This is a genomic window from Pseudomonas sp. ABa2, assembly GCF_056676075.1.
This window is the reverse complement of sequence record NZ_CM155239.1, coordinates 524,057-550,901: the sequence shown is the minus strand read 5'-3', so window position 1 is coordinate 550,901 and position 26,845 is coordinate 524,057. Positions and strand designations below refer to the sequence as shown.

The 26,845-nt window shown below is 68.2% G+C and carries 19 protein-coding genes and 1 pseudogene; 3 read left to right on the top strand and 17 right to left on the bottom strand.

The genetic code is table 11. The features are described from left to right. Nucleotides 1–10 precede the first annotated feature (10 nt). From AC1G9C_RS02605 to hutI, 6 genes are all read right to left on the bottom strand, one after another. Entirely contained in the window at nt 11–1,546 is a 1,536-nt protein-coding gene (locus AC1G9C_RS02605) for an HAL/PAL/TAL family ammonia-lyase (RefSeq protein WP_480409378.1), read from the bottom strand. Then, nucleotides 1,539–3,134 (bottom strand): BCCT family transporter, encoded by a 1,596-nt coding sequence (locus tag AC1G9C_RS02600; protein WP_480409377.1) that lies wholly within the window; start codon nt 3,132–3,134, stop codon nt 1,539–1,541. The genes AC1G9C_RS02605 and AC1G9C_RS02600 overlap by 8 nt, the downstream gene beginning before the upstream one ends. Nucleotides 3,135–3,223: 89 nt before the next feature. Continuing rightward, the gene (hutU, locus tag AC1G9C_RS02595; protein WP_480409376.1) at nt 3,224–4,882 is read right to left on the bottom strand and encodes a urocanate hydratase; all 1,659 of its coding nucleotides are present in this window, start codon (nt 4,880–4,882) and stop codon (nt 3,224–3,226) included. A 39-nt stretch (nt 4,883–4,921) separates the two neighbouring features. After that, the gene (locus AC1G9C_RS02590; protein ID WP_480409375.1) at nt 4,922–6,247 is read right to left on the bottom strand and encodes a YjiH family protein; all 1,326 of its coding nucleotides are present in this window, start codon (nt 6,245–6,247) and stop codon (nt 4,922–4,924) included. A gap of 91 nt (nt 6,248–6,338) precedes the next feature. Further along, the gene (gene hutG / locus AC1G9C_RS02585; protein ID WP_480409374.1) at nt 6,339–7,274 is read right to left on the bottom strand and encodes a formimidoylglutamase; all 936 of its coding nucleotides are present in this window, start codon (nt 7,272–7,274) and stop codon (nt 6,339–6,341) included. Beyond that, nucleotides 7,264–8,481, bottom strand: a complete 1,218-nt coding sequence (gene hutI / locus AC1G9C_RS02580; RefSeq protein WP_480409373.1) for an imidazolonepropionase — start codon at nt 8,479–8,481, stop codon at nt 7,264–7,266. Before hutI ends, hutG begins: the two co-directional genes overlap by 11 nt. Before the next feature lie 243 nt (nt 8,482–8,724). On the opposite strand from hutI, the gene AC1G9C_RS02575 reads away from it, so the two are divergent. Further along, nucleotides 8,725–9,318, top strand: coding sequence for a HutD/Ves family protein (locus tag AC1G9C_RS02575; RefSeq protein ID WP_480409372.1), 594 nt, complete (start codon nt 8,725–8,727; stop codon nt 9,316–9,318). Between the two features lie 84 nt (nt 9,319–9,402). On the opposite strand, the gene AC1G9C_RS02570 is transcribed toward AC1G9C_RS02575, so the two are convergent. From AC1G9C_RS02570 to AC1G9C_RS02560, 3 genes are all read right to left on the bottom strand, one after another. Then, nucleotides 9,403–10,785 carry an aspartate aminotransferase family protein gene (locus tag AC1G9C_RS02570; RefSeq protein ID WP_480409371.1) on the bottom strand — a complete coding sequence of 461 codons (1,383 nt, stop codon included), beginning with the start codon at nt 10,783–10,785 and terminating at the stop codon, nt 9,403–9,405. 61 nt (nt 10,786–10,846) lie between these two features. After that, entirely contained in the window at nt 10,847–12,268 is a 1,422-nt protein-coding gene (locus AC1G9C_RS02565) for an APC family permease (RefSeq protein ID WP_480409370.1), read from the bottom strand. A 58-nt stretch (nt 12,269–12,326) separates the two neighbouring features. Then, nucleotides 12,327–13,820, bottom strand: coding sequence for an aldehyde dehydrogenase (locus AC1G9C_RS02560; RefSeq protein ID WP_480409369.1), 1,494 nt, complete (start codon nt 13,818–13,820; stop codon nt 12,327–12,329). Nucleotides 13,821–14,024: 204 nt separating this feature from the next. Between AC1G9C_RS02560 and AC1G9C_RS02555 the strand changes: the two genes are divergently transcribed. Then, nucleotides 14,025–14,939 (top strand): LysR substrate-binding domain-containing protein, encoded by a 915-nt coding sequence (locus tag AC1G9C_RS02555; protein WP_122110197.1) that lies wholly within the window; start codon nt 14,025–14,027, stop codon nt 14,937–14,939. A 183-nt stretch (nt 14,940–15,122) separates the two neighbouring features. Then, on the top strand, nt 15,123–15,524 hold the full coding sequence (locus tag AC1G9C_RS02550) for a GFA family protein (protein WP_480409368.1): 402 nt from the start codon (nt 15,123–15,125) through the stop codon (nt 15,522–15,524). A gap of 66 nt (nt 15,525–15,590) precedes the next feature. On the opposite strand, the gene argE is transcribed toward AC1G9C_RS02550, so the two are convergent. The 8 genes and pseudogenes from argE to AC1G9C_RS02510 all read right to left on the bottom strand — a co-directional run bounded on the left by argE (nt 15,591) and on the right by AC1G9C_RS02510 (nt 26,726). Next, nucleotides 15,591–16,748 (bottom strand): acetylornithine deacetylase, encoded by a 1,158-nt coding sequence (gene argE / locus AC1G9C_RS02545; protein WP_480409367.1) that lies wholly within the window; start codon nt 16,746–16,748, stop codon nt 15,591–15,593. Between the two features lie 143 nt (nt 16,749–16,891). Next, nucleotides 16,892–17,566 carry a DUF1028 domain-containing protein gene (locus tag AC1G9C_RS02540; protein WP_122110194.1) on the bottom strand — a complete coding sequence of 225 codons (675 nt, stop codon included), beginning with the start codon at nt 17,564–17,566 and terminating at the stop codon, nt 16,892–16,894. A gap of 10 nt (nt 17,567–17,576) precedes the next feature. After that, complete coding sequence (locus AC1G9C_RS02535; RefSeq protein ID WP_021442260.1) at nt 17,577–17,999, bottom strand: RidA family protein; 423 nt, start codon at nt 17,997–17,999, stop codon at nt 17,577–17,579. 4 nt (nt 18,000–18,003) lie between these two features. Further along, nucleotides 18,004–19,344, bottom strand: a complete 1,341-nt coding sequence (locus AC1G9C_RS02530; protein WP_480409366.1) for a flavin-containing monooxygenase — start codon at nt 19,342–19,344, stop codon at nt 18,004–18,006. A gap of 299 nt (nt 19,345–19,643) precedes the next feature. Next, on the bottom strand, nt 19,644–21,422 hold the full coding sequence (locus AC1G9C_RS02525; protein ID WP_480409365.1) for an acyl-CoA dehydrogenase C-terminal domain-containing protein: 1,779 nt from the start codon (nt 21,420–21,422) through the stop codon (nt 19,644–19,646). A gap of 163 nt (nt 21,423–21,585) precedes the next feature. Then, complete coding sequence (locus AC1G9C_RS02520) at nt 21,586–23,379, bottom strand: acyl-CoA dehydrogenase C-terminal domain-containing protein (protein ID WP_480409364.1); 1,794 nt, start codon at nt 23,377–23,379, stop codon at nt 21,586–21,588. A 104-nt stretch (nt 23,380–23,483) separates the two neighbouring features. Next, nucleotides 23,484–24,769: pseudogene (locus AC1G9C_RS02515) on the bottom strand (GGDEF domain-containing protein). Between the two features lie 151 nt (nt 24,770–24,920). Further along, nucleotides 24,921–26,726: a phenylacyl-CoA dehydrogenase gene (locus tag AC1G9C_RS02510; protein ID WP_122110072.1), complete on the bottom strand. Its 1,806-nt coding sequence runs from the start codon at nt 26,724–26,726 to the stop codon at nt 24,921–24,923. Nucleotides 26,727–26,845 lie beyond the last annotated feature (119 nt).

The window sequence follows — 26,845 nt, the reverse complement described above, 5'->3', positions numbered from 1 at the left end:
CTCTACTACCTCAACAGTCGATGGGCGCCAGCTGCTCGCGCAGCGCGGCCAGAGTGTGGGCGTCGCGCAGCAGCTGGTAGCAGGCGCGGATATCCAGGTACAGCGGGTGTTCTTCGGTGTAGTGGGCGACCCGCTCGCGCAGGCGTTGCCAGGCGTGCCCGGTGCCGGTGCCGAAGGGCCGGTGCTCGATGAAATCGAAGGCCTGGGCCGCCAGCAGGTACTCGATGGCGAGCACATGGAAGGCGTTGTCGAGCGCCTTGTCCAGCTTCAGCGCGGCGCTCTCGCCCAGGCTCAGGTGATCCTCCTGCAGACCCGAGGTGAGGAAGTTGTCGGTCACCGCCGGCAGCGCCAGGCGCTTGTTGTCCGCCACCAGCGAGGCGGCGCTGTACTGGGCGATCATCATCCCCGACTTGACCCCGCCCTCGGCGGTGAGGAACGCCGGCAGGCTGTTGGCCTGCGGCGTCACCAGACGGAAGGCGCGGCGCTCGGCGATGCTGCTCCACTCGCACACGGCGATGGCCAGCAGGTCGCAGGCCAGCGCCACCGACTCGCCGTGGGGGTTGGCCTGGGAGATGATCCGATGGCCCTCGCCCTGGCGCACCACCAGCGGGTTGTCGGTGGCCGAGTTGAGCTCGTCGACCACCTGCCGGGCGGCGTGCCGCAACTGGTCGCGGCAGGCGCCGTGGACCTGGGGAATCGAACGCAGGCTGAGGGCATCCTGCAGGCGCTCGCCCTGACTCAGCTCCAGCACCCGACTGCCGGCCAGCAGCCGGCGCAGGTTGGCGGCGCTGCGCTGCATGCCGGGGTGCGCCTTGCGCTGGATCGCCGCCGGGTCGATGGCGTCGAGCTGGCAGCCGAGCGCCTCGAAACTCATCGCCGCGACGACGTCGGCCCAGTCGGCCAGGGCGCTGGCATCGGCCAGGGCCAGGCAGGCCAGGCCGGTCATCGCCGGGGTGCCGTTGACCAGGCTCAGGCCATCCTTGGGCCCCAGCGTCAGCGGCGCCAGGCCGATGGTCTGCAACGCCTCGCTGGCGGCAAGACGGCGGCCGGCCAGCTCCACCTCGCCGACGCCGAGCAGGGCCAGGCCGATATGCGCCATGTGCGAGAGGTAGCCGACCGAGCCCTGCGCCGGCACCTGCGGCAGCAGGTCGTGCTCGAGCAGCTGCAGCAGCCCCTCCACCACCTGGCGGCTGACGCCCGAATGACCGTGGCTGTAGTTGACCACCGCGCAGCAGATGATCGCCCGTACCTGCTCGGCGCGCAGCGGCGCGCCGATGCCGCAGGCGTGGCTCATCAGGGTATGCCGCGACAGGCGCTGCAGCTCGTCGGGCGCCAGCACCACGTTGCACAGCGCGCCCAGCCCGGTATTGATGCCGTAGTGCGCCTGGCCCGAACCGGCCATGGCCAGCACCGCCGCCCGCGCCTCGTCGATGCGTGCCCAGGCCCCCGCCGACAGGCGCAGCGGCCGGCGCTGGCGGGCCACGGCCACCACCTGCTGCCAGTCGACCGCGCCGTCGCCGATGACGATTTCCGCCTGACTATTCATTCACCACTCCCGCCAGCGGCGCCGGCTCGTCGACTCGTTCGCCATTCGGCTCGTGCCGCTTGAAGATAAACACCCGGGCTGCCGCGGCGACAATCAGGATGAACAGGAACAGCACGCTGAAACCGCCGGCCGCGGCCAGGTACTTGATGCCCTCGACGCCCTGCGCGCCACCGCCGTAGGCGACCATGATGAAGGCAATGACGCCGATCGACAGGCCCCAGATCACCTTCTGCCGCTTCGGCGACTCCTCGTCCGCACGGATGTCGTGGGTGCAGATCGAGGCGATGGTCGAGGTCATCGAGTCGGCCGCGGTGGCGAAGGAGAGGATCAGGGTGAAGATCGCCAGCGGCACCAGGATCACCGCCAGCGGCAGGTGCTGGAGGAAGCCCCAGAGCCCGGCGACCGCGCCGTTCTCGCTGACGATGCGCACCAGGTCGAGAGTGCCGTCGAGCTGCCACTTGATCGCCGAGCTGCCCCAGATGGCGAACCAGACGATGCCGAACAGCGACGGCAGGATCCAGTTGATCACCAGGAACTCGCGCAGGGTGCGGCCATAGGAGATGCGCGCGAGGAACAGGCCCATCAGCGGCGCATAGGCGATCCAGATCGACCAGTCGTACATGGTCCACCAGGTCACCAGCGCCTCGCCGCCGGACTCCTTGGTGTCGAACGACCAGAGGAAGAAGTTGCTCAGCCAGTAGCCGATGGAGGTGGTCGACAGGCTGAGGATGTAGCTGATCGGCCCGACCACCAGCAGGATGACCACGAAGGCGTAGAAGATGTAGGCGTTGATCGACGACAGCAGGCGGATGCCGCGTTTGAGCCCCGACAGCGCCGAGGCGATGAAGATGGTCGCGATCACCAGGGTCAGCAGCAGCCAGGTCATCGGCGTCGGGCGGATGCCGTACTGCGACTCGATGCCCGAACTGATCAGCGCCAGGCCGGCGCCGAGCGACGAGGCCAGACCGAGGGCGATGGCCAGCACCGACACCACGTTGACCAGCGAGCGCACCAGCGGCCGCTGTTCGTGACGGCCGATCACCGGAATCAGGGTCGAGGCGATGGAGAACGCCTGGCGGCGGTTGTAGTGCATGTAGCCGATCATCAGGCCGACCACCGAATACATGGCGTAGGGAATGAAACTCCAGTTATGGAAGCAGCGCGCCAGGGCGAAGATCGCCGCCTCGGCGCTGCCGGGGGCGAAGGTCTGGTTGCCGATCTCGCCGTAGACGTTGCCCAGGTAGATGATCGGCTCGTTGACCGAGTAGGTCACCACGCCGGTGGCGATGCCGCCGGTCAGCGCCATGGCGAAGGTGGTGGCCATGGAAAACGCCGGTTTGGCGTGCGCCCCACCGAGACGAATGTCGCCGGCCTTGGAGAAGAAGATGTAGGCGGTGACCGCCAGTGCGGAAATGGCCAACAGCTGGTAGAGCCAGGCGAAATCGACCAGGGAGAAGTAGAAGATGCCCTTGGCCACCCGGACCAGGGCCGCGTTGTCGACCAGCCCCAGGACGACCGCGAGAAGAATGATGGTGAAGGCGGGGACGAACACCCCCACGTTCAGGCGTTTACGGCTACTTGTATTCATTGTTGCCTGCCTTTTCTGGGAACAGCGTTAGGAGGTCTGCCGACGCCGTGGGCCTCTGCCGCCCACGCCGCCGGCGTTGCGCACGATGCTCAGAGCATCGGCAGATCGAGGCCCTGTTCCCTGGCGCAATCGATGGCGATCTGGTAACCGGCATCGGCGTGACGCATCACCCCGGTGCCCGGGTCGTTGCGCAGCACACGGCCCAGGCGGGCGCGGGCCTCGGGCGTACCGTCGGCGACTATCACCACCCCGGAATGCTGCGAGTAGCCCATGCCCACGCCGCCGCCATGGTGCAGCGAGACCCAGGTGGCGCCGCCGGCGGTATTGAGCAGGGCGTTGAGCAGCGGCCAATCGGACACGGCGTCGGAGCCGTCCTGCATGGCCTCGGTCTCGCGGTTGGGGCTGGCCACCGAGCCGGAGTCCAGGTGGTCACGGCCGATCACCACCGGCGCCTTCAGCTCGCCGCTGGCGACCATGTCGTTGAACGCCTGGGCCAGGCGCGCGCGGTCCTTCAGGCCGACCCAGCAGATGCGCGCCGGCAGGCCCTGGAAGGCGATGCGCTCGCGGGCCATGTCCAGCCAGCGGTGCAGGTGCTCGTCGTCCGGGATCAGTTCCTTGACCTTGGCGTCGGTCTTGTAGATGTCCTCGGGGTCGCCGGACAGCGCGGCCCAGCGGAACGGGCCGATGCCCTGGCAGAACAGCGGACGGATATAGGCCGGGACGAAGCCGGGGAAGTCGAAGGCGTTGGCCACGCCCTCCTCTTTCGCCATCTGGCGGATGTTGTTGCCGTAGTCGAAGGTCGGCACGCCCATCTTCTGGAAGTCGAGCATGGCGCGCACGTGCACCGCCATCGACTGCTTGGCGGCCTTGACCACCGCCTCGGGCTGGCTCTTGCCGCGGGCCACGTACTCCTCCCAGCTCCAGCCGGACGGCAGGTAGCCGTGCAGCGGGTCGTGGGCACTGGTCTGGTCGGTGACCATGTCCGGGCGCACGCCGCGGCGCACCAGCTCCGGCAGCACGTCGGCGGCGTTGGCGCAGAGGGCGATGGACACCGCCTTGCCCTCGGCGCAGTACTTGTCGATGCGCGCCAGAGCGTCGTCGAGATCGCTGGCCTGCTCGTCGACGTAGCGGGTGCGCAGGCGGAAGTCGATGCTCGATTGCTGGCACTCGATGTTCAGCGAGCAGGCGCCGGCCAGGGTGGCGGCCAGCGGCTGGGCGCCGCCCATACCGCCCAATCCCGCAGTCAACACCCAACGGCCCTTGAGGTTGCCGCCGTAGTGCTGGCGGCCGGCCTCGACGAAGGTCTCGTAGGTGCCCTGGACGATGCCCTGGCTGCCGATATAGATCCAGCTGCCGGCGGTCATCTGCCCGTACATGGCCAGGCCCTTGCGGTCCAGCTCGTTGAAGTGCTCCCAGTTGGCCCAGTGCGGCACCAGGTTGGAGTTGGCCAGCAGCACGCGCGGGGCGTCCGGGTGGGTCTCGAACACGCCCACCGGCTTGCCGGACTGGATCAGCAGGGTCTGGTTGTCTTCCAGGCGCTTGAGCACCTCGACGATCTTGTCGAAGCACTCCCAGTTGCGCGCGGCGCGGCCGATGCCACCGTACACCACCAGCTCCTTGGGGTTCTCGGCCACCTCGGGGTCGAGGTTGTTCATCAGCATGCGCAGCGGCGCTTCGGTCAGCCAGCTCTTGGCGGTCAGCTGATTGCCGCGCGGGGCGCGGATTTCGGTATCGCGGAACTTGGTCATCTTGCGGGCTCCTGTGGAGAACGAGTTGAGGGTGGGCGGTCAGAGCCAGCCCAGAAATTGTGCGAGGTAGGCCAGGGGAATGGCGAACAGCAGGCTGAGCAGGGTGCGCTGCAGCCAGATCAGCAGCAGGTGGCCCAGGCTCAGGGGAATCCGCGTGGCCAGCACGCAGGGAATCGAGGCGGAGAGAAACAGCACGCTGCTGACCGAGACGATGGCGGTGACGAACTTCACCAGCACGTCGGCGTCCTTGAGCAGCATCGCCGGCAGGAACATCTCCGCCAGGCCGGCGGAAATGGCGCGGGCCACCTGCATCGGCTCGTCCAGGCCGAACAGCCAGGTCAGCGGGTAGAGCAGCACGCCGAGCGCATCGAACAGCGGGGTGTACTTGGCCGCGAGCAGCCCGAGCAGGCCGACGGCGAGAATGCTCGGCAGGATCGCCGCGGTCATGCGCAGGCCATCGAGGAAGGTTTCACGCAGGGCCGAGCCCAGCGACGGCGCGTTGCTGGCCTGTTCCATCCCGGCGCGCCAGGCGCTGCCCAGGCGGCTTTCACCGGGCTGCAGCGGCGCCTCGGGCGTGGACTCGGACGGCAGTCGCGACAGCGGGTAGATGCGCGCGCTGACCGCCGTCACGGCGAAGGTCACCGCCATGGCGCCCCAGAAGTACAGGTTCCACTGCCCCATCAGGCCCAGGGTCTTGGCGATGATCACCATGAACGGCGCCGACACGGTGGAGAAGCCGGTGGCGATGATCGCCGCCTCGCGCACGCTGTAGTGCCCCTGCTGGTACATGCGGTCGGTGATCAACAGGCCCACCGAGTAGCTGCCGACGAAGGAGGCCACGGCATCGATGGCCGACTTGCCCGGCGTGCGCCAGATCGGTCGCATCACCGGCTGCATCAGCACGCCGATCAGCTCCAGCAGGCCGAAGCCGATCAGGAACACCAGCGCCAGCGAGCCCAGCGGCACGATCAGCGCCAGGCTGAGCACCAGTTTCTCGAACAGAAACGGCAGCATGTCCGGCTGATACAGCGCCTGCGGGCCGAGTTGCAGCAGGTAGGCGGCGCCGATCAGCAGGCCGAACACCTTGAGCACGCTGAACACGCTGTGGGTCAGGCTGCGACGCCAGCTGCCGTCGAACCAGGGCGCCAGCGCGCCGTAAAGCATGAACAGCAGCGCCACGCCGATCACCAGCGGCCGCGCATGCAGCTGCAAAGCGCTGGCGGCGTGGTCGAGGAGGATGGTCGAACGCCCGCCGATCTCGAACGGCACGAAGAACAGCAGCAGGCCGATCAGGCTGTAGCCGAGCAGGCGCGCCAGGGCCCGCGAGCGCGACACGCCGGCGCTCAACGGCAGGGACTCAGACATGGCGCGGCTCCTGGCCGCGGCGGCGGGCGGTGGTGAACATGGTGGTTTCCTCGTAGTTGTTGTTGTGCGGGAAAGGGCCGGGCTTGCGTGCTCAGAGGCTGAGCAGGTGGATCAGCCGCGCCGCCACCTTGGCGGTGCGGTTGTCGATGTCGTATTCGGGGTTGAGCTCGGCGAGATCGGCCAGGCGCAGCTTGCCGCTGCCCTTGAGCCGCTCGATCAAGGGCTCGAGCAGCTCCAGGCGCACCCCGCGCGCGGCCGGGGCGCTGACCCCGGGGGCCTCGCAGGCCGGCAGCACGTCGATGTCGATGGTCAGGTAGAGCACGTCGCAGGCGGCGGCAAAGGCCTCCAGCTCGGCGCCGATGGCGTCGAGGCTCGACTCGCGAATCTCGCGGTCCTCGCGCACCAGCACGCCGAGGTCGGCGGCACGCTGGAACAGCGCGCGGGTATTGCTGGCGCGGCTGACGCCGAGGCAGGCGTAGCGAAACGGCCAGCCGCGCGCGGCGCACTGCTCGGCGATCTGCGCGAAGGGGGTGCCGGAGGAATGCACATGGGCCGGGTCGCGCAGGTCGAAATGGGCGTCGAAGTTGACGATGCCGATCCGCGGGGCATGGTTGCCGGAGAGGTGCTCGGCCAGGCCGGACCAGCTGCCGAAGGCCACTTCGTGGCCGCCGCCGAGCACCACGGGGAAATGGCCGGCATCCAGCAGCGCGCAGACGGTGCGCCCGAGGCGGGCCTGGGCCGCTTCCAGGTCGCCGTCCTCGCAGACCATGTCGCCAGCATCGTAGGCCGGTGCCTGGCGGTGCCAGGCCAGGTTGGCCAGGGCCTTGCGCATCGCCAGCGGCGCGGCGGCGGCGCCGACCCGACCATGGTTGCGGCGCACGCCCTCGTCGCAGGCGAAGCCGAGCAGGGCCAGGCCCGGCTGGCTGTCGCGGCCAAGGGCGCGAATGCGCTGGTGCCAGCGCGGGCTGTCCGGCTCGGGGTCGGTACGCCCGCCCCAGGCCTCCATGGAATGGCGATCAGCGTGCATGAACGAGTTCTCCGTTGAAGATGCGCTGGCGCAGGCGGCCGGCCTGGACGGCGTAGGCCAGTTCGGCCGGGGACTGCACATCCCACAGGCACAGGTCGGCGGGCGACCCGACCTCGATCCGCCCCAGGTCGGGGCGGCCGAGGGCGCGGGCGGCCTGGGCGGTCATGCCGCTCAGCGCCTCGCGCGGGGTCAAGCGAAACAGGGTGCAGGCCAGGTTGGCCATCAGCGTGGGCAGGCAGATCGGCGAGGTGCCGGGGTTGGCGTCGCTGGCCACGGCCATCGGCACACCGTACTGGCGCAGCAGCGCGATGGGCGGCAGCTGGGTTTCGCGCAGCACGTGGAAGGCGCCGGGCAGCAGCACGGCAACGGTGCCGGCCTCGGCCATGGCGCGCACGCCGGCTTCGTCGAGGTACTCGATATGGTCGGCCGACAGCGCGCCGTAGCGCGCGGCCAGGGCGCTGCCGCCGAGGTTGGACAGTTGCTCGGCATGCGCCTTGAGCGCCAGGCCATGGGCCTGGGCCGCCTGGAAGATGCGCTCGCACTGCGCCGGGGAGAAGCCGATGCCCTCGCAGAACACGTCCACCGCATCGGCCAGGCCCTCGGCGGCGGCCGCCGGGATCATCTCATCGCAGACCAGGGCCACGTAGTCGTCGGCGCGGCCGGCGTACTCCGGCGGCAGGGCATGGGCGCCGAGCAGCGTGGTCAGTACGCGCACTGGGCGCAACTCACCAAGACGACGGGCCACGCGCAGCATCTTCAGCTCGTCCGCCAACGTCAGGCCGTAGCCGGACTTGATTTCGACCGTGGTCACGCCATCGGCCAGCAGCGCATCGAGGCGCGGCAGGCTGGCGGCGATCAGCTCGTCCTCGCTGGCCGCGCGGGTGGCGCGCACGCTGCTGAGAATGCCGCCGCCGGCGCGGGCGATCTCTTCGTAGCTCGCCCCTTCCAGGCGCTGCTCGAACTCGCCGGCGCGATTGCCGGCATAGACCAGGTGGGTGTGGCAATCAACCAGGCCGGGGGTCATCACCCCGCCGCGACCGGCGCAGGCGGCGCCCTGGGCGAACGCCTCGTCGAACTCGCGCACCGGCCACAGGCCGGCGATGCGCTCGCCTTCGACCAGCAGATTCATCGGCTCGTCCAGCTGGGTCAGGCCATCGAAGACCCGCACGTCGCGCCACAGCTGTTTCGGGGTTGGGAATGCCGGCATGGGATTCTCCGCATTTATTTTGTATATACAATATGAGCCATCCGGGCGAGCGTCAAGCCATGCGAGGGAAAATGACCAGATGGTCAAAGGGCCTTTTCAAACCGATGGATACTGGCTGAATCAGCCTAAATAGAGCGATCAAAGCCGCCAAACAAGGTGGCACCGGCCGCGCGCCGAGCAATGACCGCTGGTCGCCCGAACACAATGTATATACATTAGACTGAAACCACCCAGGAGGCTGCCATGCCCCATAGCCTGCTCGACCTCGCCACCGCCCGTGCCATGCCCTGGAAGAATGGCGGCGGCGAAACCCTGGAACTGGCCATCGCCCCGGCGGGCGCCGGCCTGGACGACTTCGCCTGGCGTATCAGCAGCGCGCGGGTCGCGGCGGACGGGGCGTTCTCGCGCTTTGCCGGCGTCGATCGCAGCCTGGCGTTGCTCAGTGGCGCAGGGCTGCGCCTGCGGCGTGGCGACGGCCGTGTCGAGGAATTGTTCAGCGGCGGCGCGGTGGCGCAGTTTCCCGGCGAGGAGGCGATCGCCGCGACGCTGGTGGACGGCCCGGTCGGCGACCTCAACCTGATGACCCGACGCGGTGTCTGGCGCCATCGCCTGGCCCCGCTACGGCTGCATGGGCGGCAGGAATTGCACAACGATGCGGCGGTGATGCTGCTCTGGTGCCAGGCTGGCGCGGGCATCGAGTGTCGGCTGCCGGACGGCGAGATGCAGCGGCTGGAAAGCGGCCAGGGATTGCTGCTGGAAGACCAGCCCGGGCCACTGGCGCTGCAGGCGCCGCAGCCCGCCCTGCTCTATCTGGCCTGGCTGTATCGGCAGGGTTGACGCCCGCGGCAGCTGTCCCGCGCCCGCGAACGAAAAAAGGCGCAGCCCCTTCGAAGCTGCGCCTCGGTCCTGCCACGCTGGCCGCTAGAGCACGCCGATCTCCCGCGCGGTCTGGTCCACCGCCAGCTTGGTCTTGCTGACCAGCTCGTCCAGGTCGCTGCGCGTGGCCACCAGCGCCGGGGCCATGATCATGCGCCCGCCGGTGGCGCGGATGATCAGGCCGTTGTCGAAGCCGATGCTGCGGCAGCGCCAGGTCAGCTCGGTTTCGTTGGCGAAGCGCGTGCGGCTGGCCGGGTCCTCGCTGAGCTGCAATGCCGCGACCAGGCCGCTGCCCTGGATCTCGCCGATCAGCGGGTGGCCGGCGAACGCCTCGCGCAGGCACTGCTGCAGGTAGGGGCCGGTATCGACCTTGACCCGCTCGACCACGCCTTCGTCGCGCAGCGCCTTGATATTGGCGATGGCCACCGCCGCCGCCACCGGGTGGCCGGAGTAGGTCAGGCCGTGGGCATAGACCCCGCCCTGCTCCACCAGGGTGTCGGCGATGCGCTTGGAGAGCACCAGACCGCCCATGGGGATATAGCCCGAGGTCAGGCCCTTGGCGATGGACAGGGTGTCGGGCTGGAAGCCGAAGTGCTGGTGAGCGAACCACTCGCCGGTGCGGCCAAAACCGCCGATCACCTCGTCGGCGCACAGCAGCACGTCGTACTGGCGGCAGATGCGCTGGATCTCCGGCCAGTAGCTTTCCGGCGGGAAGATCATGCCGCCGGCGCCCTGGAACGGCTCGGCAATGAACGCTGCGACGTTCTCGGCGCCCAGTTCGAGGATCTTCTCCTCCAGCTGCAGCGCGCAACGCCGGCCGAATTCGGCCGGACTCAGCTCGCCGCCGGCGGCGAACCAGTAGGGTTCGTCGATATGCGCAATATCGGGAATCAGTCCTCCCATCTCGTGCATAAATTTCATCCCGCCCAGCGCGGTGCTGGCCAGTGTGGAGCCGTGGTAGCCGTTCCAGCGGCCGATCATCACCTTCTTCTGCGGCTTGCCGACAATCTGCCAGTAGCGGCGCACGGTGCGGATCAGCACCTCGTTGGCCTCCGAGCCGGAGTTGGTGTAGACGGCGTGGCTGTAGTGGCTCGGCAGCAGGCTGAACAGCTGCTCGGAGAGCTCCACCACCGCCGGGTGGGTGGTGTGGAAGAACATGTTGTAGTACGGCAGCTGCTCCAGCTGGCGGCTGGCGGCGGCGGCCAGGTCCTTGCGGCCGTAGCCGAGGTTGGTGCACCACAGGCCGGACATGCCGTCGAGGTAGCGCTGGCCGTCGTTGTCCCACAGCTGCAGGCCTTCGCCGCGCACCATAACCCGCGGGCCTTCGGCATTCAGCGCCTTCTGGTCGACGAAGGCATGGATGTGGTGGGCCGCGTCCAGTTGCTGATAGTCGCGGGTGGTACGGCTGGGGATGTGGGGGACTGTCATGGCAGTGACCTCGCCTCGATGGGTTGTCGGGTGCCGGGGCCGGGCCCCGGCGGAAAATCGGTTAGTTACGGGCCAGCACCTGCTCCAGCGGCTCCGGGGTGAACAGCGGTTTGCGCATCACCAGCTTGATCCACAGCACCGCGATCAGCGACACCAGGCCAAGCACCGCGCCGGCGCTGTAGAAGATGCGCGCGGTCATCTCCGGGCTGGGCGATACGTAGTAGATCGACACCAGCATGCCGGCGATGCCGAGCAGCTGCGGCAGCGGGTAGAACGGCGTCTTGAACGGCCGCGCCAGGTCCGGGTAGCGGCGACGCAGGGCGATCACGTCGAGGTGGCAGATGATGTAGGCCAGCAGCCAGGCGATGGCCGCGGCCAGCAGCAGCAGGCCGATGGCGCCCGGGTCGTCGCCCATCAGCAGCACCGGTGCGCCGGTGATGGCGGCGACGAACAGCACCGCCACCCAGGGCGTGTTGAAGCGCTTGCTGAGCCGCTTGAACTGCGGGAAGGCCTGGCCGTTGACCGCCATGCCCAGCAGCATGCGCGGGATGGCCGCCAGCGAGGTGTTGACCGTGCTGCAGGTGGCGGTGACCGCGGCGATCACCAGGAAGATCTTGCCGCCCTCGCCGAGCAGCGCGGTGGCGAACAGGTAGTGCGGCAGCGCGGCGCCGGCCAGCTCCGCCTGCGGCACGTAGAACAGCGCGCCGATGGAGTACAGGGCGATGGTGACGAAGATCACCCCGACGCCGAGCATCATCGACCAGGGAATGTTGCGCTCCGGCTGCTTGGATTCCTCCACCAGCGGGCAGACGAACTCGGCGCCGACGAAGCCCCAGATGGCCAGCGCCACCAGGGTCAGCACCCCGGCGCCGAGCGGGTTCCAGTCGTTGCTCAGCACCCCCTCCAGCGCCGGCTGGCTGCCGCTGCCGGTCACCGCGGTCAGGCCCAGGGCCAGCAGCACGATTACCATCACCAGCGCCAGGGCCGACTGCAGGCGGGCGAACAGGTCGATGCCGAGCAGGTTGAGCAGGGTGAACAGGATCAGCACGCCATAGGCGATGCTCATGCTGGGGAACACCCCGGGGTAGACCTCGCCGATGATCAGGTCGAGCAGCAGCAACTCGGCCGACAAGGCGAACATCGCCACCACCACGTAGCCGGAGAAGGTGGCGAGGATCGCCGGGAAGTGCCCCAGGGCCACCTCGGTGTAGCTGCTCAGACTGCCGGCGCGGGGAATCATCAGCGCCAGTTCGGAGAACGACATGACGTAGGTCAGAGCGAGGAAGAAAGCCAGGGTCAGCGGGATCAGAAAGCCCAGCCCGGCGATGCCGGCGCCCTGCAGCATCAGCACCATCACGCCCTGCGACACCACCAGGCCGATGGCCACGGCGAGCAGGGCGCCGAGGCCGAGGCGGGCCCGGGACTTGGCGACGGGCCGCTCCGTGGCCAGGGTGGAAGCGAGGCTGATATCGGGATCGATCATGGTGGTTCTCCTGCAATCTTGTTGTTGTGACAGGTGGAACGACGGGCCCGCGCGCGGCTCAGCCGCGCAGTTGAACCCAGGTGGTTTTCAGCTGGCTGTACTTGTCGAAGGCGTGCAGCGACAGGTCGCGGCCGAAGCCGGACTGCTTGCAGCCGCCGAACGGCACGCAGACGTCGAGGGCATCCACGGTGTTCACCGACACGGTGCCGGCGCGCAGGCGCCGGGCCACGCGGTGGGCGCGGTTGAGGTCGTCGGTCCACAGCGAGGCGGCCAGGCCGTAGCAGCTGTCGTTGGCCAGGCGCAGGGCCTCGTCCTCGCTGTCGAAGGCGGTCACCGCCAGCACCGGGCCGAACACCTCCTCGCGGGCCAGGCGCATCTGCGGCCGCACGCCGGTGAAGATGGTCGGGGTGATGAAGTTGTCCGAGCCGCCCACGCGCAGGCGCTGGCCGCCGCAGGCCAGCCGCGCGCCCTCGCCCTGGGCCTGGTCGATAAAGGCCATGATCCGTTCGGTCTGCCGCGCCTCGACTATGGCGCCCATGCGGCTGGCCGGATCCAGCGGGTCGCCCGGCTGCCAGTCGCGCGCGTTGGCCAGCAGGCGTTCGACGAACTGGTCGTGGATGGAGCGCTCGATCAGCAGCCGCGAGTTGGCCGAGCACACCTCGCCCTGGTTGAAGAAGATGGCGAAGGCGGCCTTCTCCGCCGCCAGGTCGAGGTCCTGGCAGTCGGCGAACACCAGGTTGGGGCTCTTGCCGCCGCATTCCAGCCACACCTGCTTGAGGTTCGACTGCGCGGCGTAGGCCATAAAGTACTTGCCCACCTCGGTGGAGCCGGTGAAGGCCAGGCAGTCGACATCCATATGCAGGCCGAGGGCCTTGCCGGCGCTCTCGCCCAGGCCCGGCACCACGTTGAGCACGCCTTCCGGCAGGCCAGCCTCCAGCGCCAGCTGGGCCAGGCGCAGGGCGGAGAACGGCGACTGCTCGGCGGGCTTCAAGACCACCGAGTTGCCGGCGGCCAGCGCCGGGGCCAGCTTCCAGGCGGCCAGGTCGAGGGGGAAGTTCCACGGCACCACCGCGCCTATCACCCCCAGCGGTTCGCGGCCGATGGTGGCCAGGGCATTGCTGGCGGTGGGCGCGACCTGGTCGTAGAGCTTGTCCAGCGCCTCGGCGTACCAGGCGAAGACCTGCGCGGCGCCCGGCACGTCGAGGTTGTAGGCATCCAGCACCGGCTTGCCCATGTTCAGCGAATCGAGCAGCGCCAGCTCCTCGCGGTGGGCCAGGATCAGCTCGGCCAGGCGCAGCAGCACCGCCTTGCGTTCGCGCGGCGCCATGCGCGGCCAGGGGCCCTGCTCGAAGGCGCGGCGGGCGCTGGCCACGGCGGCGTCGACATCGGCGCCGTCGCAGGCGGCGACATTGGCCAGCAGCTTGTTGGTCGCCGGGTTGATCGACGCGAAACTGGCGCCGGATGCGGCCGGGCGCAGACGCCCGTCGATCAGTGCGCCGGTGGGGAAAGCCTGGGCGGCAGCCCGCTGCTGCCAGTCGGAGAGTTGCAACATCGCCTCGATCCTCGCCACGGCCGTGATGGGCGGCCCTTGTTGTTGTCGAGGTCGATGGTGGCGCAGGGGGGAAAACAGCGAAATTAGTAAATATATGCTCGCGACTTATGAAAAAACTGGGCTGCTGGCGACGGGCGCTGGAGTATGTTGAGGCCTGGAAATCCATGACAAGACGGGTCTGCAGATCCGCGCCGGAGGAGCCCAATGGCCACCTACACCTTGCGTCAGCTCAAGTACTTCGTGACCACCGTGGAATGCGGCAGCGTGGCCGAGGCCTCGCGCAAGCTGTATATCGCCCAGCCGTCGATCTCCACCGCGATCAAGGGCCTGGAGGACAGCTTCGGCCTGCAGCTGTTTATCCGCCACCATGCCCAGGGCGTGTCGCTGACACCGGGCGGCGCGCGCTTCTACAAGAAGGCCCAGGAACTGCTGCGCATGGCCCGCGAGTTCGAGCAGAACGCCCTGGCCGACAACGACGTGATCGCCGGGCAGATCGATATCGGCTGCTTCGAGACCGTCGCCCCGCTCTATCTGCCGCGCCTGATCGCCGGCTTCAACGCGCTCTACCCCGGGGTGGAGATCCGCATCCGCGACGGCGAGCAGCAGGAGCTGGTGCAGGGCCTGACCGCCGGGCGCTTCGACCTGGCCATCCTCTACGCCCACGACCTCGACGCCACCATCGACAGCGAACCGCTGATGGCGCCGCAGAAACCCTACGCCCTGCTCCCCGAAGGCCACCGCTTCACCGGCCAGGCCCAGGTGTCACTGCGCGACCTGTGCCTGGAACCGATGATCCTGCTCGACGTGCTGCCGAGCCGCACCTACTTCGTCAGCCTGTTCGAGGAGCTGGGCCTGACGCCCAACATCGTCTTCAGCTCGCCGTCGATCGAGATGGTGCGCGGCATGGTCGGCCAGGGCTTCGGCTTCTCCCTGCTGGTCACCCGCCCGCACTCGGAATGCACCTACGACGGGCGCAAGGTGGTGATGGTGGACATCGCCGAAGAGGTCAGCGGCTCCGGCCTGGTCGCCGCCTGGCTCAAGCGCGCGCAACTGACCAAGCCGGCGCAGCTGTTCGTCGACTACTGCAAGGAGCAGTTGGCGGCGGGAGACAGGGGCTAGGGGCTGGACCATTCGGCCGGGCATCGGCGCCGGCACCCAGCGCCGCGCCAACATAGCAGGCTGGCAAGATGCGTGATGCCCGGACCGCAGCAGCGCACTCTCCCTCGACCAGGAGCGGCGCTTTGCCCAGGCGCCGCGCGCGGTCTAGGCTTGCCTCCAGGTCTGTCGCCCGGAGACGCCGCCATGCTCAAGACCTATCGCGGCAGCTGCCATTGCGGCGCCGTGCAGTTCGAGGCCGAGCTCGATCTCGAACAGGACTCCTACCGCTGCAACTGCTCGATCTGCCGGCGCACGCGCTTCTGGGTCGCGGTGGCCAGACCCGAGGACTTTCGCCTGCTGGCTGGCGCGGACATGCTGAGCGAGTACCGCTTCCATAGCCGCAAGAACCAGCATCTGTTCTGCAAGCACTGTGGCGTACGCGCCTTCGGTATCGGCAACGACACGCCCATCGGAACTATGTACGGCGTCAATATCGGTTGCCTGGAAGGGCTGAGCGAGGAGGCGCTGGCACGCATCCCGATCCGCTGTGTCGATGGCCTCAACGACCACTGGCAGACGGCGCCGGCGTTCTGCGCCCACCTGTAGGCGGTGGTTGCGAAGGCTCCCGGATGGCATCCAGGCTAACTGGCCCGGATGCCATCCGTGGGCGTTTCAGGCGTCCTGCTGCAGCCACTGCGCCAGCCGCGCCAGCAGCGCGTCGCAGGCGTCCAGCTGGGCCAGGCTGACGAACTCGTCGGGTTTATGGCCCTGCTCCATGCTGCCGGGGCCGCAGATCACCGTGGCGATGCCGGCTTCGTCGAACAGCCCGCCCTCGGTGCCGAAGGCCACGGTGCTGAAATCCCGCGAACCGCTGAGCAGCGCCAGCAGCTCGGCGGCCTCGCCCTGCGGGTCGGTGGCCAGGCCCGGGTAGGCCGACAACGCCTGGAACTCGATGGCGCTGGCCGCACTCACCGCACGCATCTGCGGCAGCAGCTCGGTTTCGGCGTAGGCGCGCAGATCACGCGCCACCTGCTGCGGATCGTCGGCCGGCAGCGCGCGCACCTCGAAGTCGAACTGGCATTCGGCCGGGACTATGTTCAGCGCCCGGCCGCCCTGGATCAGGCCGGTCTGCACCGTCGAATAGGGCGGGTCGAAACGCGTGTCGCGGCGCGCCGGCGCGGCCAGCTGCGCACCGATCTCGCCGAGCCTGCCGATCAGCTTGGCGGCGTACTCGATGGCGTTGACCCCCTGCGGCGCGTAGGCCGAGTGGCAGGCGGCGCCGTGCACCTGGCAGCGCATCGCCAGCTTGCCCTTGTGGCCGAGCACCGGGCGCATCTCGGTGGGTTCGCCGATCAGGCAGATGGCTGGGCGCTCGGGGCTGGCGCGCAGGCGTTCGACCAGGCTGCGCACGCCGAGGCAGCCGACCTCCTCGTCGTAGGAGAAGGCGATATGCAGCGGCCGGCGCAACGGTCGTGCGAGCAAGCGCGGCACGGCGGCCAGCACGCAGGCGATAAAGCCCTTCATGTCCGCCGCGCCGCGGCCGTACAGCAGGCCGTCGCGCTCGGTCAGCGCGAAGGCCGGCACGCTCCAGGCCTGGCCGTCCACCGGCACCACGTCGCTGTGCCCGGAGAGCATCACCCCGCCGCCGCCGGCCGGACCGATGCGCGCATGGAGGTTGGCCTTGCTGCGCTCGGCGTTGTAGTCCAGCTCGCAACTCAGGCCGAGGCCCTCCAGGTAGTCGCGGACGAAATCGATCAACGCCAGGTTGGAGTCGCGGCTGACGGTGGGAAAGGCGATCAGGCGGGCGAGCAGGTCGCGACTGGTGAACATGGGCTGTTTTCCCTGAAAAAATGGGGCTCGAAGGGCTGGTGGACGAAAGAAGCGTCGTCCACCCTACTGGGCATCACGCGGGCAATTCGTAGGGTGGATGACGCTTCATCCATCCACCAAGCAATGCCAGATCATCGTCCGCCCTACTCGTCCCCCGGCACGCCATAGCTGGGCGCGGCGGTGGGGTCGAGGGCGCGGGTCAGGTAGTCCTGCATCTGCGGGGCATAGGCCTGCCAGAGTTTGTCCAGCTCGCCGATGGGGTCCTGCTCGGCCCAGTCGACGCGCAGGTCGACCATCGGCCAGGTCAGGTCGCCGACCACCTTGAGCGCCGCCGAATGCACCGGCCCGGCTTCGCCGCCGGCGGCCATGGCCGCGTGCATCGCCGCCAGCAGGCGCTCGGCCAGTTGCCCCGGGCTCTGTTCGAAGGCGCTGACCAGCGCCTCGATCACCGCCGCGGAGGCCAGCAGGTTGCCGGCGGCCACGCATTGTTCGCCGGCCAGGGCGTTATGCACGCCGAGCGCCTGGCTGCCGGAAAACAGCGCGCTGCGGCCCTGGCCGTCGAGCACCGCGACCTGGCGGTACTGGCTGTAGCCGTTGCGGGCCAGGGCCTGGTCCAGCGCCGCGGCGGGCTCGTGGCCGGCCTCGAGCAAATCGAGGATCTGCGGGCCGAGGGCCGGCAGGGTGACGTTCTGCGACGCCACCGCGCCGACCCCGGCGCGCAGCCAGGGGCAACGCGCGCCGACGGCGATGCTCGACGAGCTGATGGCGATGCCCAGCTGGCCAGTTTCGGCGCAGCGGCCGACGATGGAAAAGGTCATGGGCGGCTCCTTAGCGTTGCCAGTCGTCCGGGATCACCGCGATCACGTCGATCTCCATCAGCCACTGCGGCTGACCGAGGGCCGAGACCACCAGGCCGGTGGAGATCGGGAACACGCCCTTGAGCCACTTGCCGACCTCCTGGTAGACCGCCTCGCGGTAGCGCGGGTCGATCAGGTAGGTGGTGGTCTTGACGATGTGCGACAGGTCGCTGCCGGCCTCTTCCAGCAGCTGCTTGACGTTCTTCATCGCCTGCTCGGTCTGCGCGCGGGCGTCGCCGAGGCCGACCAGACGGCCCTCGAAGTCGGTGCCGACCTGGCCGCGCACGTACACGGTGTTGCCGGCGCGCACGGCCTGGCACAGGTCGTTGTCCAGGCTCTGGTTCGGGTAGGTGTCTTTGGTGTTGAACATGCGGATGCGGGTATGGGTAGGCATCGACTTACTCCCAGGAGGCGGCTTGTTGGAGGGTGCTGGCCTGACGCTGCGCGGGGTCGCGGTACTCGGCGTACTTGCGCTGCGTGGCGATGTGATCGGCGATGTGCTTGGCGTCGTGCCACACGCCCCAGATAAAGGTGGAGCCGCGGCGCGACAGCCAGGGCAGGCCGACGAAGTACACCCCGGGTTCGCTGGACACGCCGCGCTGATGCCGCGGCTTGCCCGCCGCGTCGAAGGCGTCGACCTGCAGCCAGCTGAAATCCACGGCGTAGCCGGTGGCCCAGATGATCGAGGCGATGCCGGCGGCGGCCAGGTCGAGTTCGCGAATCGGCTGGCGGATGCACTCGGCGTCCGGGTAGATCCGGCGCGCCTCGGGCTCCTCCGGCAGGTCGAGGCCGTTGCGGGCGATATAGGCGTCGGCGGCATCGAGCAGCGCCAGGTAGTTCTCGTCGCCGCGCGCCAGGTTGTCCGCCAGGTCGTCCTGGAAGCGCACCAGGCCGCCGTCGAACGCCTGGGTCAGGCCGACCAGGGTCATGCCCTGCTGCGCCAGGCGGCGAAAATCGATGGTCTCGCCGCCGCGCGCGCCGCTGACGGCGATGGTCACGTGCTCCTTGCCCGGCTGCGCGGCCTCGGCGTCCCACAGGCCGAGCACGCCCAGCCACCAGCAGAAGTCGCGGTTGCGGTAGCTGCGCGGCGGCCGGTCGTGCGGGCCCACCGAGAGGTAGACGCGGCGCCCGGCGCGCATCAGCTCGTCGGCGATCTGCACCCCCGAGGAGCCGGCGCCGACCACCAGCACGCCGCCCTCCGGAAGCTGCTGCGGGTTGCGGTAGGCGGCCGAGTGGATCTGGTAGAGCGATTCGTCCTTGGGCGCGATAGCCGGGATCACCGGGCGCTGGAAGGGGCCGGTGGCGGAGACCACGCGGTTGGCCTGGATCACGCCGGCGGAGGTCTCCACCGTGAAGCCGGCGCGGTCGGGGTTGCGCCGCACGCGCCGCACCTCCACGCCGGTGCGGATCGGCGCGTCGAACTGGCGGGCGTAGGCCTCGAAGTAGTCCGCCACCTGGTCCTTGGCGGCGAAGGCGTCGGGGTCGAGGTCGAATTCCCGGCCGGGGAAACGGTCGTGCCAGGCCGGGCCGTTGGCCACCAGCGAATCCCATCGCCCGCTGCGCCAGGCTTCGGCGATGCGGTTCTTCTCCAGCACCAGGTGCGGCACGCCGAGCTTGCTCAGGTGCTCGCTGACGGCCACGCCGGCCTGGCCGGCGCCGACCACCAGGGTGTCGATTGCCGCGGGCACGGCCGTCGCATCCCGATAGGGCTGAAAGGCAGTTTGATTCAGGTCGGTCATGGCAGGGTTCCTCGGACGCTGATCGTTGTTGTTGTGCTGTCGCGGCTAGCCGCTGGGTGTTGGCCGCATTCTGTGCAGCGCGAGGGATTCGCGAAATTATGTTTTTTGTCGTCGCTGGCGAGGAAAAAGCTGCAGGCACGCCAAGCCCGCGGCCTGCGGGGCGAATGCCTGGGGCTATAGGATTTTTAGCGTTAGCAGCGACAAATCGGCGATGGGCCTGGTGTGCGCGGCGCACCAGGGGGCGAAAACGCAAAAGCCCCGGCACTGGGGCCGGGGCTTTTGGGTGTCGCCGGAGGCGCTTAGAACTGCGCGGCGTCCAGCAGGTACAGGCTCTCGCTACCGGCCTTGACCGAGGCGCTCAGCGAGTGGATGCGCGGCAGCAGGCGGGCAAAGTAGAAGCGTGCGGTGCCCAGCTTGCTGGCGTAGAACTCGTCCTGCCCTTCCTTGCCCAGCGACGCGCGGGCCATCAAGGCCCACATATAGGCGTAGGCGGTGTAGCCGAACACCTGCAGGTACTCCACCGAGGCGGCGCCGATCTCGTTGGGGTTGTTCTTGGCGCGGTCCAGCACCCAGGCGGTCAGCTCATCCAGGTTCTGCACGGCAGCCGCCAGCGGCTTGGTGAACTCGTCGAGATTGGCATCGGCCGAAGCGATGAAGGCCTTGATCTCGTCGGCCAGGTGCTTGTAGTAGCTGCCGCCGCTGCCGACTATCTTGCGCCCCATCAGGTCCAGCGACTGGATGCCGTTGGTGCCTTCGTAGATCTGGGTGATGCGGCAGTCGCGCACCAGCTGCTCCTGGCCCCACTCGCGGATGAAGCCGTGGCCGCCGAAGATCTGCTGGCCGTGCACCGTGGTTTCCAGCGCCATGTCGGTGAGGAAGGCCTTGGCCACCGGGGTCAGCAGCGCCACCTGTTCCTCGGCACGCTTGGCGGTGGCCGGATCGATGCTGTACTTGGCGGTGTCGAGCTGCATGGCGACGTAGCTGGAGAAGGCGCGACCGCCCTCGTTCAGCGCCTTCATGGTCAGCAGCATGCGGCGCACGTCCGGATGCACGATGATCGGGTCAGCAGCTTTGTCCTGGGCCACCGGGCCGGTCGGCGCACGGCTCTGGATGCGCTCGCGGGCGTATTCCACGGCGCTCTGGTAGCTGCGCTCGCCCAGGGCCAGGCCCTGGATGCCAACGCCCAGGCGCTCGTAGTTCATCATGGTGAACATGGCCGCCAAGCCCTTGTTCACTTCGCCCACCAGGTAGCCGGTGGCGCCGTCGAAGTTCATCACGCAGGTAGCCGAGGCCTTGATGCCCATCTTGTGTTCGATGGAGCCGCAGGAAACGGCGTTCTTCTCGCCCAGCGAGCCGTCGGCACCCACCATCACCTTGGGCACCAGGAACAGCGAGATGCCCTTCGGCCCGGCCGGGGCGTCCGGCAGCTTGGCCAGCACCAGGTGGATGATGTTCTCGGTCAGGTCGTGTTCCCCGCCGGTGATGAAGATCTTGGTGCCGCTGACCTTGTAGCTGCCGTCGGCCTGGGGTTCGGCCTTGGTGCGGATGATGCCGAGGTCGGTGCCGGCGTGCGGCTCGGTCAGGCACATGGAACCGGCCCAGACGCCGGCATACATGTTCGGCAGGTACTGCGCCTTCAGTTCTTCGCTGGCGTGGTTGAGGATCGACAGGCAGGCGCCGGCGGTCAGCATCGGGTACAGGCCGAAGGACAGGTTGGCCGAGTTGACCATTTCCTCGACCTGGGCGCCGATCACCTTGGGCATGCCCATGCCGCCGAACTCCGGCGAGCCGCCGACACCGACCCAGCCACCCTCGGCGTAGGTCTGGTAGGCCTCGGGGAAGCCGGCCGGGGTCTTCACCGCGCCGTTGTCCCAGGAGCAGCCCTCTTCATCACCGCTGCGGTTCAGCGGGGCGATGCTGCCGGCGGTGACCTTGCCGGCTTCTTCGAGGATGGCGCTGGCGGTCTCGGCATCGACCACCTCGGCCAGGGCCGGCAGCTCGGCCCAGAGCTTGGAGACTTCGAAAACTTCATTGAGCACGAAGCGCATGTCGCGCAGGGGGGCTTGGTAATCGGCCATGGCACATCCTCGGAAAACGGAGTTACGTGAGGACTCCGAGTTTAATGGAACAACTTTATAGACACATAGGGTCGTGTTGTGACCAATTATTCACTAAAAGTTCGCATCCGCTTGATATGAAAAAGCCCGCCAACAGGCGGGCTCCAGTGACCACGACCGCCGGTCAGAAGGCGAAGTGTTCGGCCGGCAGTTCCATCATGCAGGCGCTGCCGGCGGCCAGGGCCAGGCGGTGCGCCTCGGTCCGCGGCAGCAGGCGCTGGAAGTAGAAGGCGCAGGTGGCCAGCTTGGCCTGGTGGAAGCCGCCGTCGTCGCCAGCCGCCAGCTTCTCCTGGGCCACCACGGCCATGCGCAGCCAGAAATAGGCCAGGGTCAGGTAGCCCGAATACATCAGGTAGTCGACGGAGGCGGCGCCGACCTCGTCCGGATTCTTCATCGCCGCCATACCGACCTGCTGGGTCAGCTCGCCCCATTGCTGGTTCAATGCGGCCAGCTGGGCCACCTGCGCGCCGAGCTGCGGATGCCCGGCCTGAGCCTCGCAGAACTTGTGGACGATCTTGGTAAAGCCGCGCAGCAGCTTGCCCTGGCTGCCGAGCACCTTGCGCCCGAGCAGGTCCAGCGCCTGGATGCCGTTGGTGCCCTCGTAGATCGGCGCGATGCGGCAGTCGCGCACCAGCTGCTCCATGCCCCATTCGCGGATATAGCCGTGGCCGCCGAACACCTGCATGCCGAGGTTGGTCGCCTCCAGCCCGGTCTCGGTCATGAAGGCCTTGCAGATCGGGGTGAGGAAGGCCAGCAGGTTCTCCGCCTCCTCTCGCGCCTCGGCGCTTTCGGCCTGGTGCGCCACGTCGAGCAATTGCGCGGTGAAATAGGCCAGCGCGCGGTTGCCCTCGTTGAAGGCCTTCATGGTCAGCAGCATGCGGCGCACGTCGGGGTGCACGATGATCGGGTCGGCGGCCTTGTCCGGTGCCTTCGGCCCGCTCAGCGCGCGCATCTGCAGGCGTTCGTTAGCGTACTTCAGCGCGCCCTGGAAGCTCGCCTCGCCGAGACACAGGCCCTGCATGCCGGTGCCCAGGCGCGCGTGGTTCATCATGGTGAACATGCAGGCCAGGCCCTTGTTGGCCTCGCCGATCAGGTAGCCGCTGGCGCCGTCGAAGTTGATCACGCAGGTGGCCGATGCCTTGATGCCCATCTTGTGCTCGATGGCGCCGCAGCTCACCGCGTTGCGCGCGCCGGCCTCGCCTGCCGCATCGGGCAGGAACTTGGGCACGATAAACAGCGAGATGCCGCGGGTGCCGGCCGGCGCGTCGGGCAGCTTGGCCAGCACCAGATGGACGATGTTCTCGCTCATGTCGTGCTCGCCGGCGGAGATGAAGATCTTGCTGCCGCTGATCCGGTAGCTGCCGTCGGCCTGGGGCACGGCGCGGGTCTTGATCAGGCCCAGGTCGGTGCCGCAGTGCGCCTCGGTCAGGCACATGGTGCCGGTCCAGCGGCCTTCGCTCATGCGGCTCAGGTAAGTCTGCTTCTGCGCCTCGCTGCCATGGGCATGGATCGCCGACATGGCGCCGTGGGTCAGGCCCGGGTACATGGCCCAGGACTGATTCGCCGAGGCGACCATCTCGCTGACGATCAGCCCCAGCGACTGCGGCAGGCCCTGGCCGCCGTAGGCCGGGTCGGCCGCCAGGCCCATCCAGCCGCCCTCGGCGTACTGGGCGAAGGCCTCCTTGAAACCCTTGGGCGTGCTCACCTGGCCCGCGTCGAAGCGGCAGCCCTCCTCGTCGCCGCTGCGGTTGAGCGGCGCCAGCACCTGCTCGCAGAACTTGGCGCCTTCCTCGAGGATGGCGCCGAGCATGTCGGGGCTCGCCTCGCTGGCGTCGAGCGCGGCGTAGTGGGCGGGAAAGGCGAAGACATCGTCGATCAGAAAGCGCATATCGCGCAGCGGGGCCTTGTACTCGGGCATGGCGGTTCTCCATTCGGGCAGCGGTCAGGTCGCCCCACGCTACTGCCGCACGGCGGCCGGCAACAACGACAGTTGGCCGGCTGAATGCGCGGCCATAAGCGGCCTCAGTCGGCTTCGCCGGCCAGCTTCACCGCGCCGCGGCGCTGGCCGGCGCTGCGGATGCAGTTGCGCCCGGCGGCCTTGGCGCTGTACAGCGCCTTGTCCGCCGCCTTGATCACCGCCTGCGGGCTGCGCTGCTCGGCCTGGCGCGCGGCCACGCCCATGCTGACGGTCACCGACACCTCGCTCGCGCCCTTGCCGCCGCGGCGCTGCTTGCCCTGCTGGTCGCTGCGCGGACGACTCTGCTTGTCGCGCAGCTGCATGCGGTAGTGCTCGATGGCCAGGCGCACCGCCTCCAGATGGGGCTGGCACTGCTCGAGGCTCTTGCCGGGAAACAGCAGGGTGAATTCCTCGCCGCCGTAACGGTAGGCCTTGCCGCCGCCCCCGACCTTGCGCAGCTGGCTGGCGACCAGGCGCAGCACCTGGTCGCCGACGTCGTGGCCGTGAGTGTCGTTGAAGTTCTTGAAGTGATCGACGTCGACCATGGCGATCACGTAGTCGCGGCCCAGGCGCTGCAGGCGTTCGTTCAGCGCGCGCCGCCCCGGCAGCCCGGTGAGCTCGTCGCGAAAGGCCATCTGGTAGGCCTCGTGGGCCACCGCGGCGACCAGCATGAGCATCGCCAGGCTGCTCATCACCTGCAGCGCGTGGGGCAGGATGAACACCTGCGGCAGCATCCACAGCACGCCGAGCAGGCCGCACAGCTGCGCCGCGTGCAACGGCCGCGGCTGCCGCAGGTACTGCAGCAGCAGGGCGACGAAGGCCAGCAGAAACAGCGGATAGGCCAGTTGCGCCAGGCTCATCCAGGCGCCGTGCAGGCTCGGCCAGTGGATCGCCGCCAGCCACTCGGCCAGCCCCTGCGGATAGCGCCGCGCCAGGCCCAGCGCCAGCCCCCCCAGCGCCAGCAGCACGGCGCCGCGGGCGAGCAGGTCCTGGGCCAGGTGCGAGCGCTCCTCCCAGCACCCGTAGAGGGCATAGAACAGCGGCAACAGCAGGCAGACCAGATGGAACACCAGGGCCGCATCCTCGCGCACCTGGCCGCCGGCGCGGAAATGGTCACCTGGATGTCGAGCAGGAAATAGGCGAGGTACAGCACCAGCAGCAGGAACAGCTCGCGCTGACGGCCGTAGCCCAGGCAGAAGGCGCCGCCGAGCAGCAGCAACAGGGTCGGCAGTACATTGAACAGCGAGACGAAGAACTCGCTCAGCACCGGCAAACGCGCCGCCAGCAGCCCGCCGAGCAGCAACGGCAGCGAAGACAGGAAATGGCTGAGGCGCAGGCTGGCGAGACGCATCGCGGCAACGTCCATCACGGAGATGACGGCATTTTGCCTGCTTGCTGCGGCGAAAACAGCGACGGGTTGCGACATTCCGTTATCGCCAGCGCACCGGCATAAAAAAACGCCGCCCCGAGGGGCGGCGTTCTTCGACCAGCGGATGGCAGGCTTAGAAGCCCAGGGCGAAGTGCTCTTCGTCCATGTCCATCAGGTTGCTGGCGCCGGACAGCATGGCTTCGACGTGCATGCGGGTACGCGGCAGGATACGCGCGTAGTAGAAGCGTGCGGTCTGCAGCTTGGCCTTGTAGAAGGCCTCGTCGCCGCTGCCGGCCGCCAGTTTCTCGGCCGCCAGGCGCGCCATGTCGGCCCAGAAGTAGGCCAGGCAGGCGTAGCCGGAGTACATCAGGTAGTCCACCGAAGCGGCCCCGACTTCCTCGCGGTCCTTCATCGCCGCCATGCCGACCTTCATGGTGATGTCGCCCCACTCCTTGTTCAGCTTGGCCAGCGGCTCGACGAACTCCTTGACGGCGTCGTTGGCCTCGTTGGCCTGGCAGAACTTGTGCACGATCTTGGTGAAGTTCTTCAGCGCGCCGCCCTGGGTCATGAGGATCTTGCGACCCAGCAGGTCGAGGGCCTGCACGCCGGTGGTGCCTTCGTACATCATCGAGATGCGGCAGTCGCGCAGGTTCTGCTCCATGCCCCACTCGCTGATGAAGCCGTGGCCACCGTAGATCTGCATGCCGTGGGAGGCGGACTCGAAGCCCACTTCGGTCATGAAGGCCTTGGCGATCGGGGTGAGGAAAGCCAGCAGTTCGTCGGCGGCTTTCTTCTCTTCTTCGTTCTGGCTGTGCTGAACGATGTCGACCTGCTTGGCGGTGAAGTAGACCATGGCGCGGTTGCCTTCGGCGAAGGCCTTCATGGTCAGCAGCATGCGGCGCACGTCCGGATGCACGATGATCGGGTCGGCGGCTTTTTCCGGCGCTTTCGGGCCGGTCAGCGAACGCATCTGCAGACGCTCGCGGGCGTACTTGATGCCACCCTGGAAGCCGACTTCGGCGTGGGCCAGGCCTTGCAGCGCGGTACCCAGGCGAGCGGTGTTCATGAAGGTGAACATGCAGTTCAGGCCCTTGTTGGCCGGGCCGATCAGGAAGCCGGTGGCGCCGTCGAAGTTCATCACGCAGGTGGCGTTGCCGTGGATGCCCATCTTGTGCTCGATCGAGCCACAGGACACCGCGTTGCGCTCACCGACGCCGCCATCGGCCGAGGGCAGGAACTTCGGCACGATGAACAGCGAGATACCCTTGGTACCGGCCGGCGCATCGGGCAGGCGGGCCAGGACGATATGGACGATGTTGTCGGCCATGTCGTGCTCGCCAGCGGAGATGAAGATCTTGGTGCCGGAGACCTTGTAGCTGCCGTCGGCCTGCGGTTCGGCCTTGGTGCGCAGCATGCCCAGGTCGGTGCCGCAATGCGGCTCGGTCAGGCACATGGTGCCGGTCCACTCGCCGGACACCAGCTTGGTCAGGTAGGTGTGTTTCTGCTCGTCGGTGCCGTGGGCGCTCAGGGTGTTCATCGCACCGTGGGACAGGCCCGGGTACATGCCCCAGGACCAGTTGGCCGAACCGACCATCTCGCTGATGGCCAGGCCGAGGGATTCCGGCAGGCCCTGGCCGCCGTGCTCGACGTCGTGCGCCAGGCTCGGCCAGCCGCCTTCGACGAACTGCTGATAGGCCTCTTTGAAGCCGGTCGGGGTCTTCACGCCGGATTCGCTCCAGGTGCAGCCCTCGATGTCACCCACACGGTTCAGCGGCGACAGCACCTGCTCGCAGAACTTGGCGCCTTCTTCGAGGATGGCGTCGACCATGTCCGGAGTGGCGTCCTGGCAGCCAGGCAGGCTCTGATAGTGCGCTTCGTAGCCCAGCAGTTCGTCACGGACGAAACGAATATCACGCAAGGGGGCCTTGTAATCAGGCATAGCGGTAAACCTCTGCGGTGGATTCCTAGTAGTTGGGGTGACCGGCTTGTCGGTCGCTTTCGGGATCACTCCCGGCTGCTGGGCCACGCATTCGCGGCCCAGCAATCAAACAGGCGTTT

Coding starts and splice junctions, on each gene's coding strand:
- AC1G9C_RS02605 (WP_480409378.1), bottom strand. CDS start 1,546: ATGAATAGTCAGGCGGAAATCGTCATCGGCGACGGCGCGGTCGACTGG.
- AC1G9C_RS02600 (WP_480409377.1), bottom strand. CDS start 3,134: ATGAATACAAGTAGCCGTAAACGCCTGAACGTGGGGGTGTTCGTCCCC.
- hutU (WP_480409376.1), bottom strand. CDS start 4,882: ATGACCAAGTTCCGCGATACCGAAATCCGCGCCCCGCGCGGCAATCAG.
- AC1G9C_RS02590 (WP_480409375.1), bottom strand. CDS start 6,247: ATGTCTGAGTCCCTGCCGTTGAGCGCCGGCGTGTCGCGCTCGCGGGCC.
- hutG (WP_480409374.1), bottom strand. CDS start 7,274: ATGCACGCTGATCGCCATTCCATGGAGGCCTGGGGCGGGCGTACCGAC.
- hutI (WP_480409373.1), bottom strand. CDS start 8,481: ATGCCGGCATTCCCAACCCCGAAACAGCTGTGGCGCGACGTGCGGGTC.
- AC1G9C_RS02575 (WP_480409372.1), top strand. CDS start 8,725: ATGCCCCATAGCCTGCTCGACCTCGCCACCGCCCGTGCCATGCCCTGG.
- AC1G9C_RS02570 (WP_480409371.1), bottom strand. CDS start 10,785: ATGACAGTCCCCCACATCCCCAGCCGTACCACCCGCGACTATCAGCAA.
- AC1G9C_RS02565 (WP_480409370.1), bottom strand. CDS start 12,268: ATGATCGATCCCGATATCAGCCTCGCTTCCACCCTGGCCACGGAGCGG.
- AC1G9C_RS02560 (WP_480409369.1), bottom strand. CDS start 13,820: ATGTTGCAACTCTCCGACTGGCAGCAGCGGGCTGCCGCCCAGGCTTTC.
- AC1G9C_RS02555 (WP_122110197.1), top strand. CDS start 14,025: ATGGCCACCTACACCTTGCGTCAGCTCAAGTACTTCGTGACCACCGTG.
- AC1G9C_RS02550 (WP_480409368.1), top strand. CDS start 15,123: ATGCTCAAGACCTATCGCGGCAGCTGCCATTGCGGCGCCGTGCAGTTC.
- argE (WP_480409367.1), bottom strand. CDS start 16,748: ATGTTCACCAGTCGCGACCTGCTCGCCCGCCTGATCGCCTTTCCCACC.
- AC1G9C_RS02540 (WP_122110194.1), bottom strand. CDS start 17,566: ATGACCTTTTCCATCGTCGGCCGCTGCGCCGAAACTGGCCAGCTGGGC.
- AC1G9C_RS02535 (WP_021442260.1), bottom strand. CDS start 17,999: ATGCCTACCCATACCCGCATCCGCATGTTCAACACCAAAGACACCTAC.
- AC1G9C_RS02530 (WP_480409366.1), bottom strand. CDS start 19,344: ATGACCGACCTGAATCAAACTGCCTTTCAGCCCTATCGGGATGCGACG.
- AC1G9C_RS02525 (WP_480409365.1), bottom strand. CDS start 21,422: ATGGCCGATTACCAAGCCCCCCTGCGCGACATGCGCTTCGTGCTCAAT.
- AC1G9C_RS02520 (WP_480409364.1), bottom strand. CDS start 23,379: ATGCCCGAGTACAAGGCCCCGCTGCGCGATATGCGCTTTCTGATCGAC.
- AC1G9C_RS02510 (WP_122110072.1), bottom strand. CDS start 26,726: ATGCCTGATTACAAGGCCCCCTTGCGTGATATTCGTTTCGTCCGTGAC.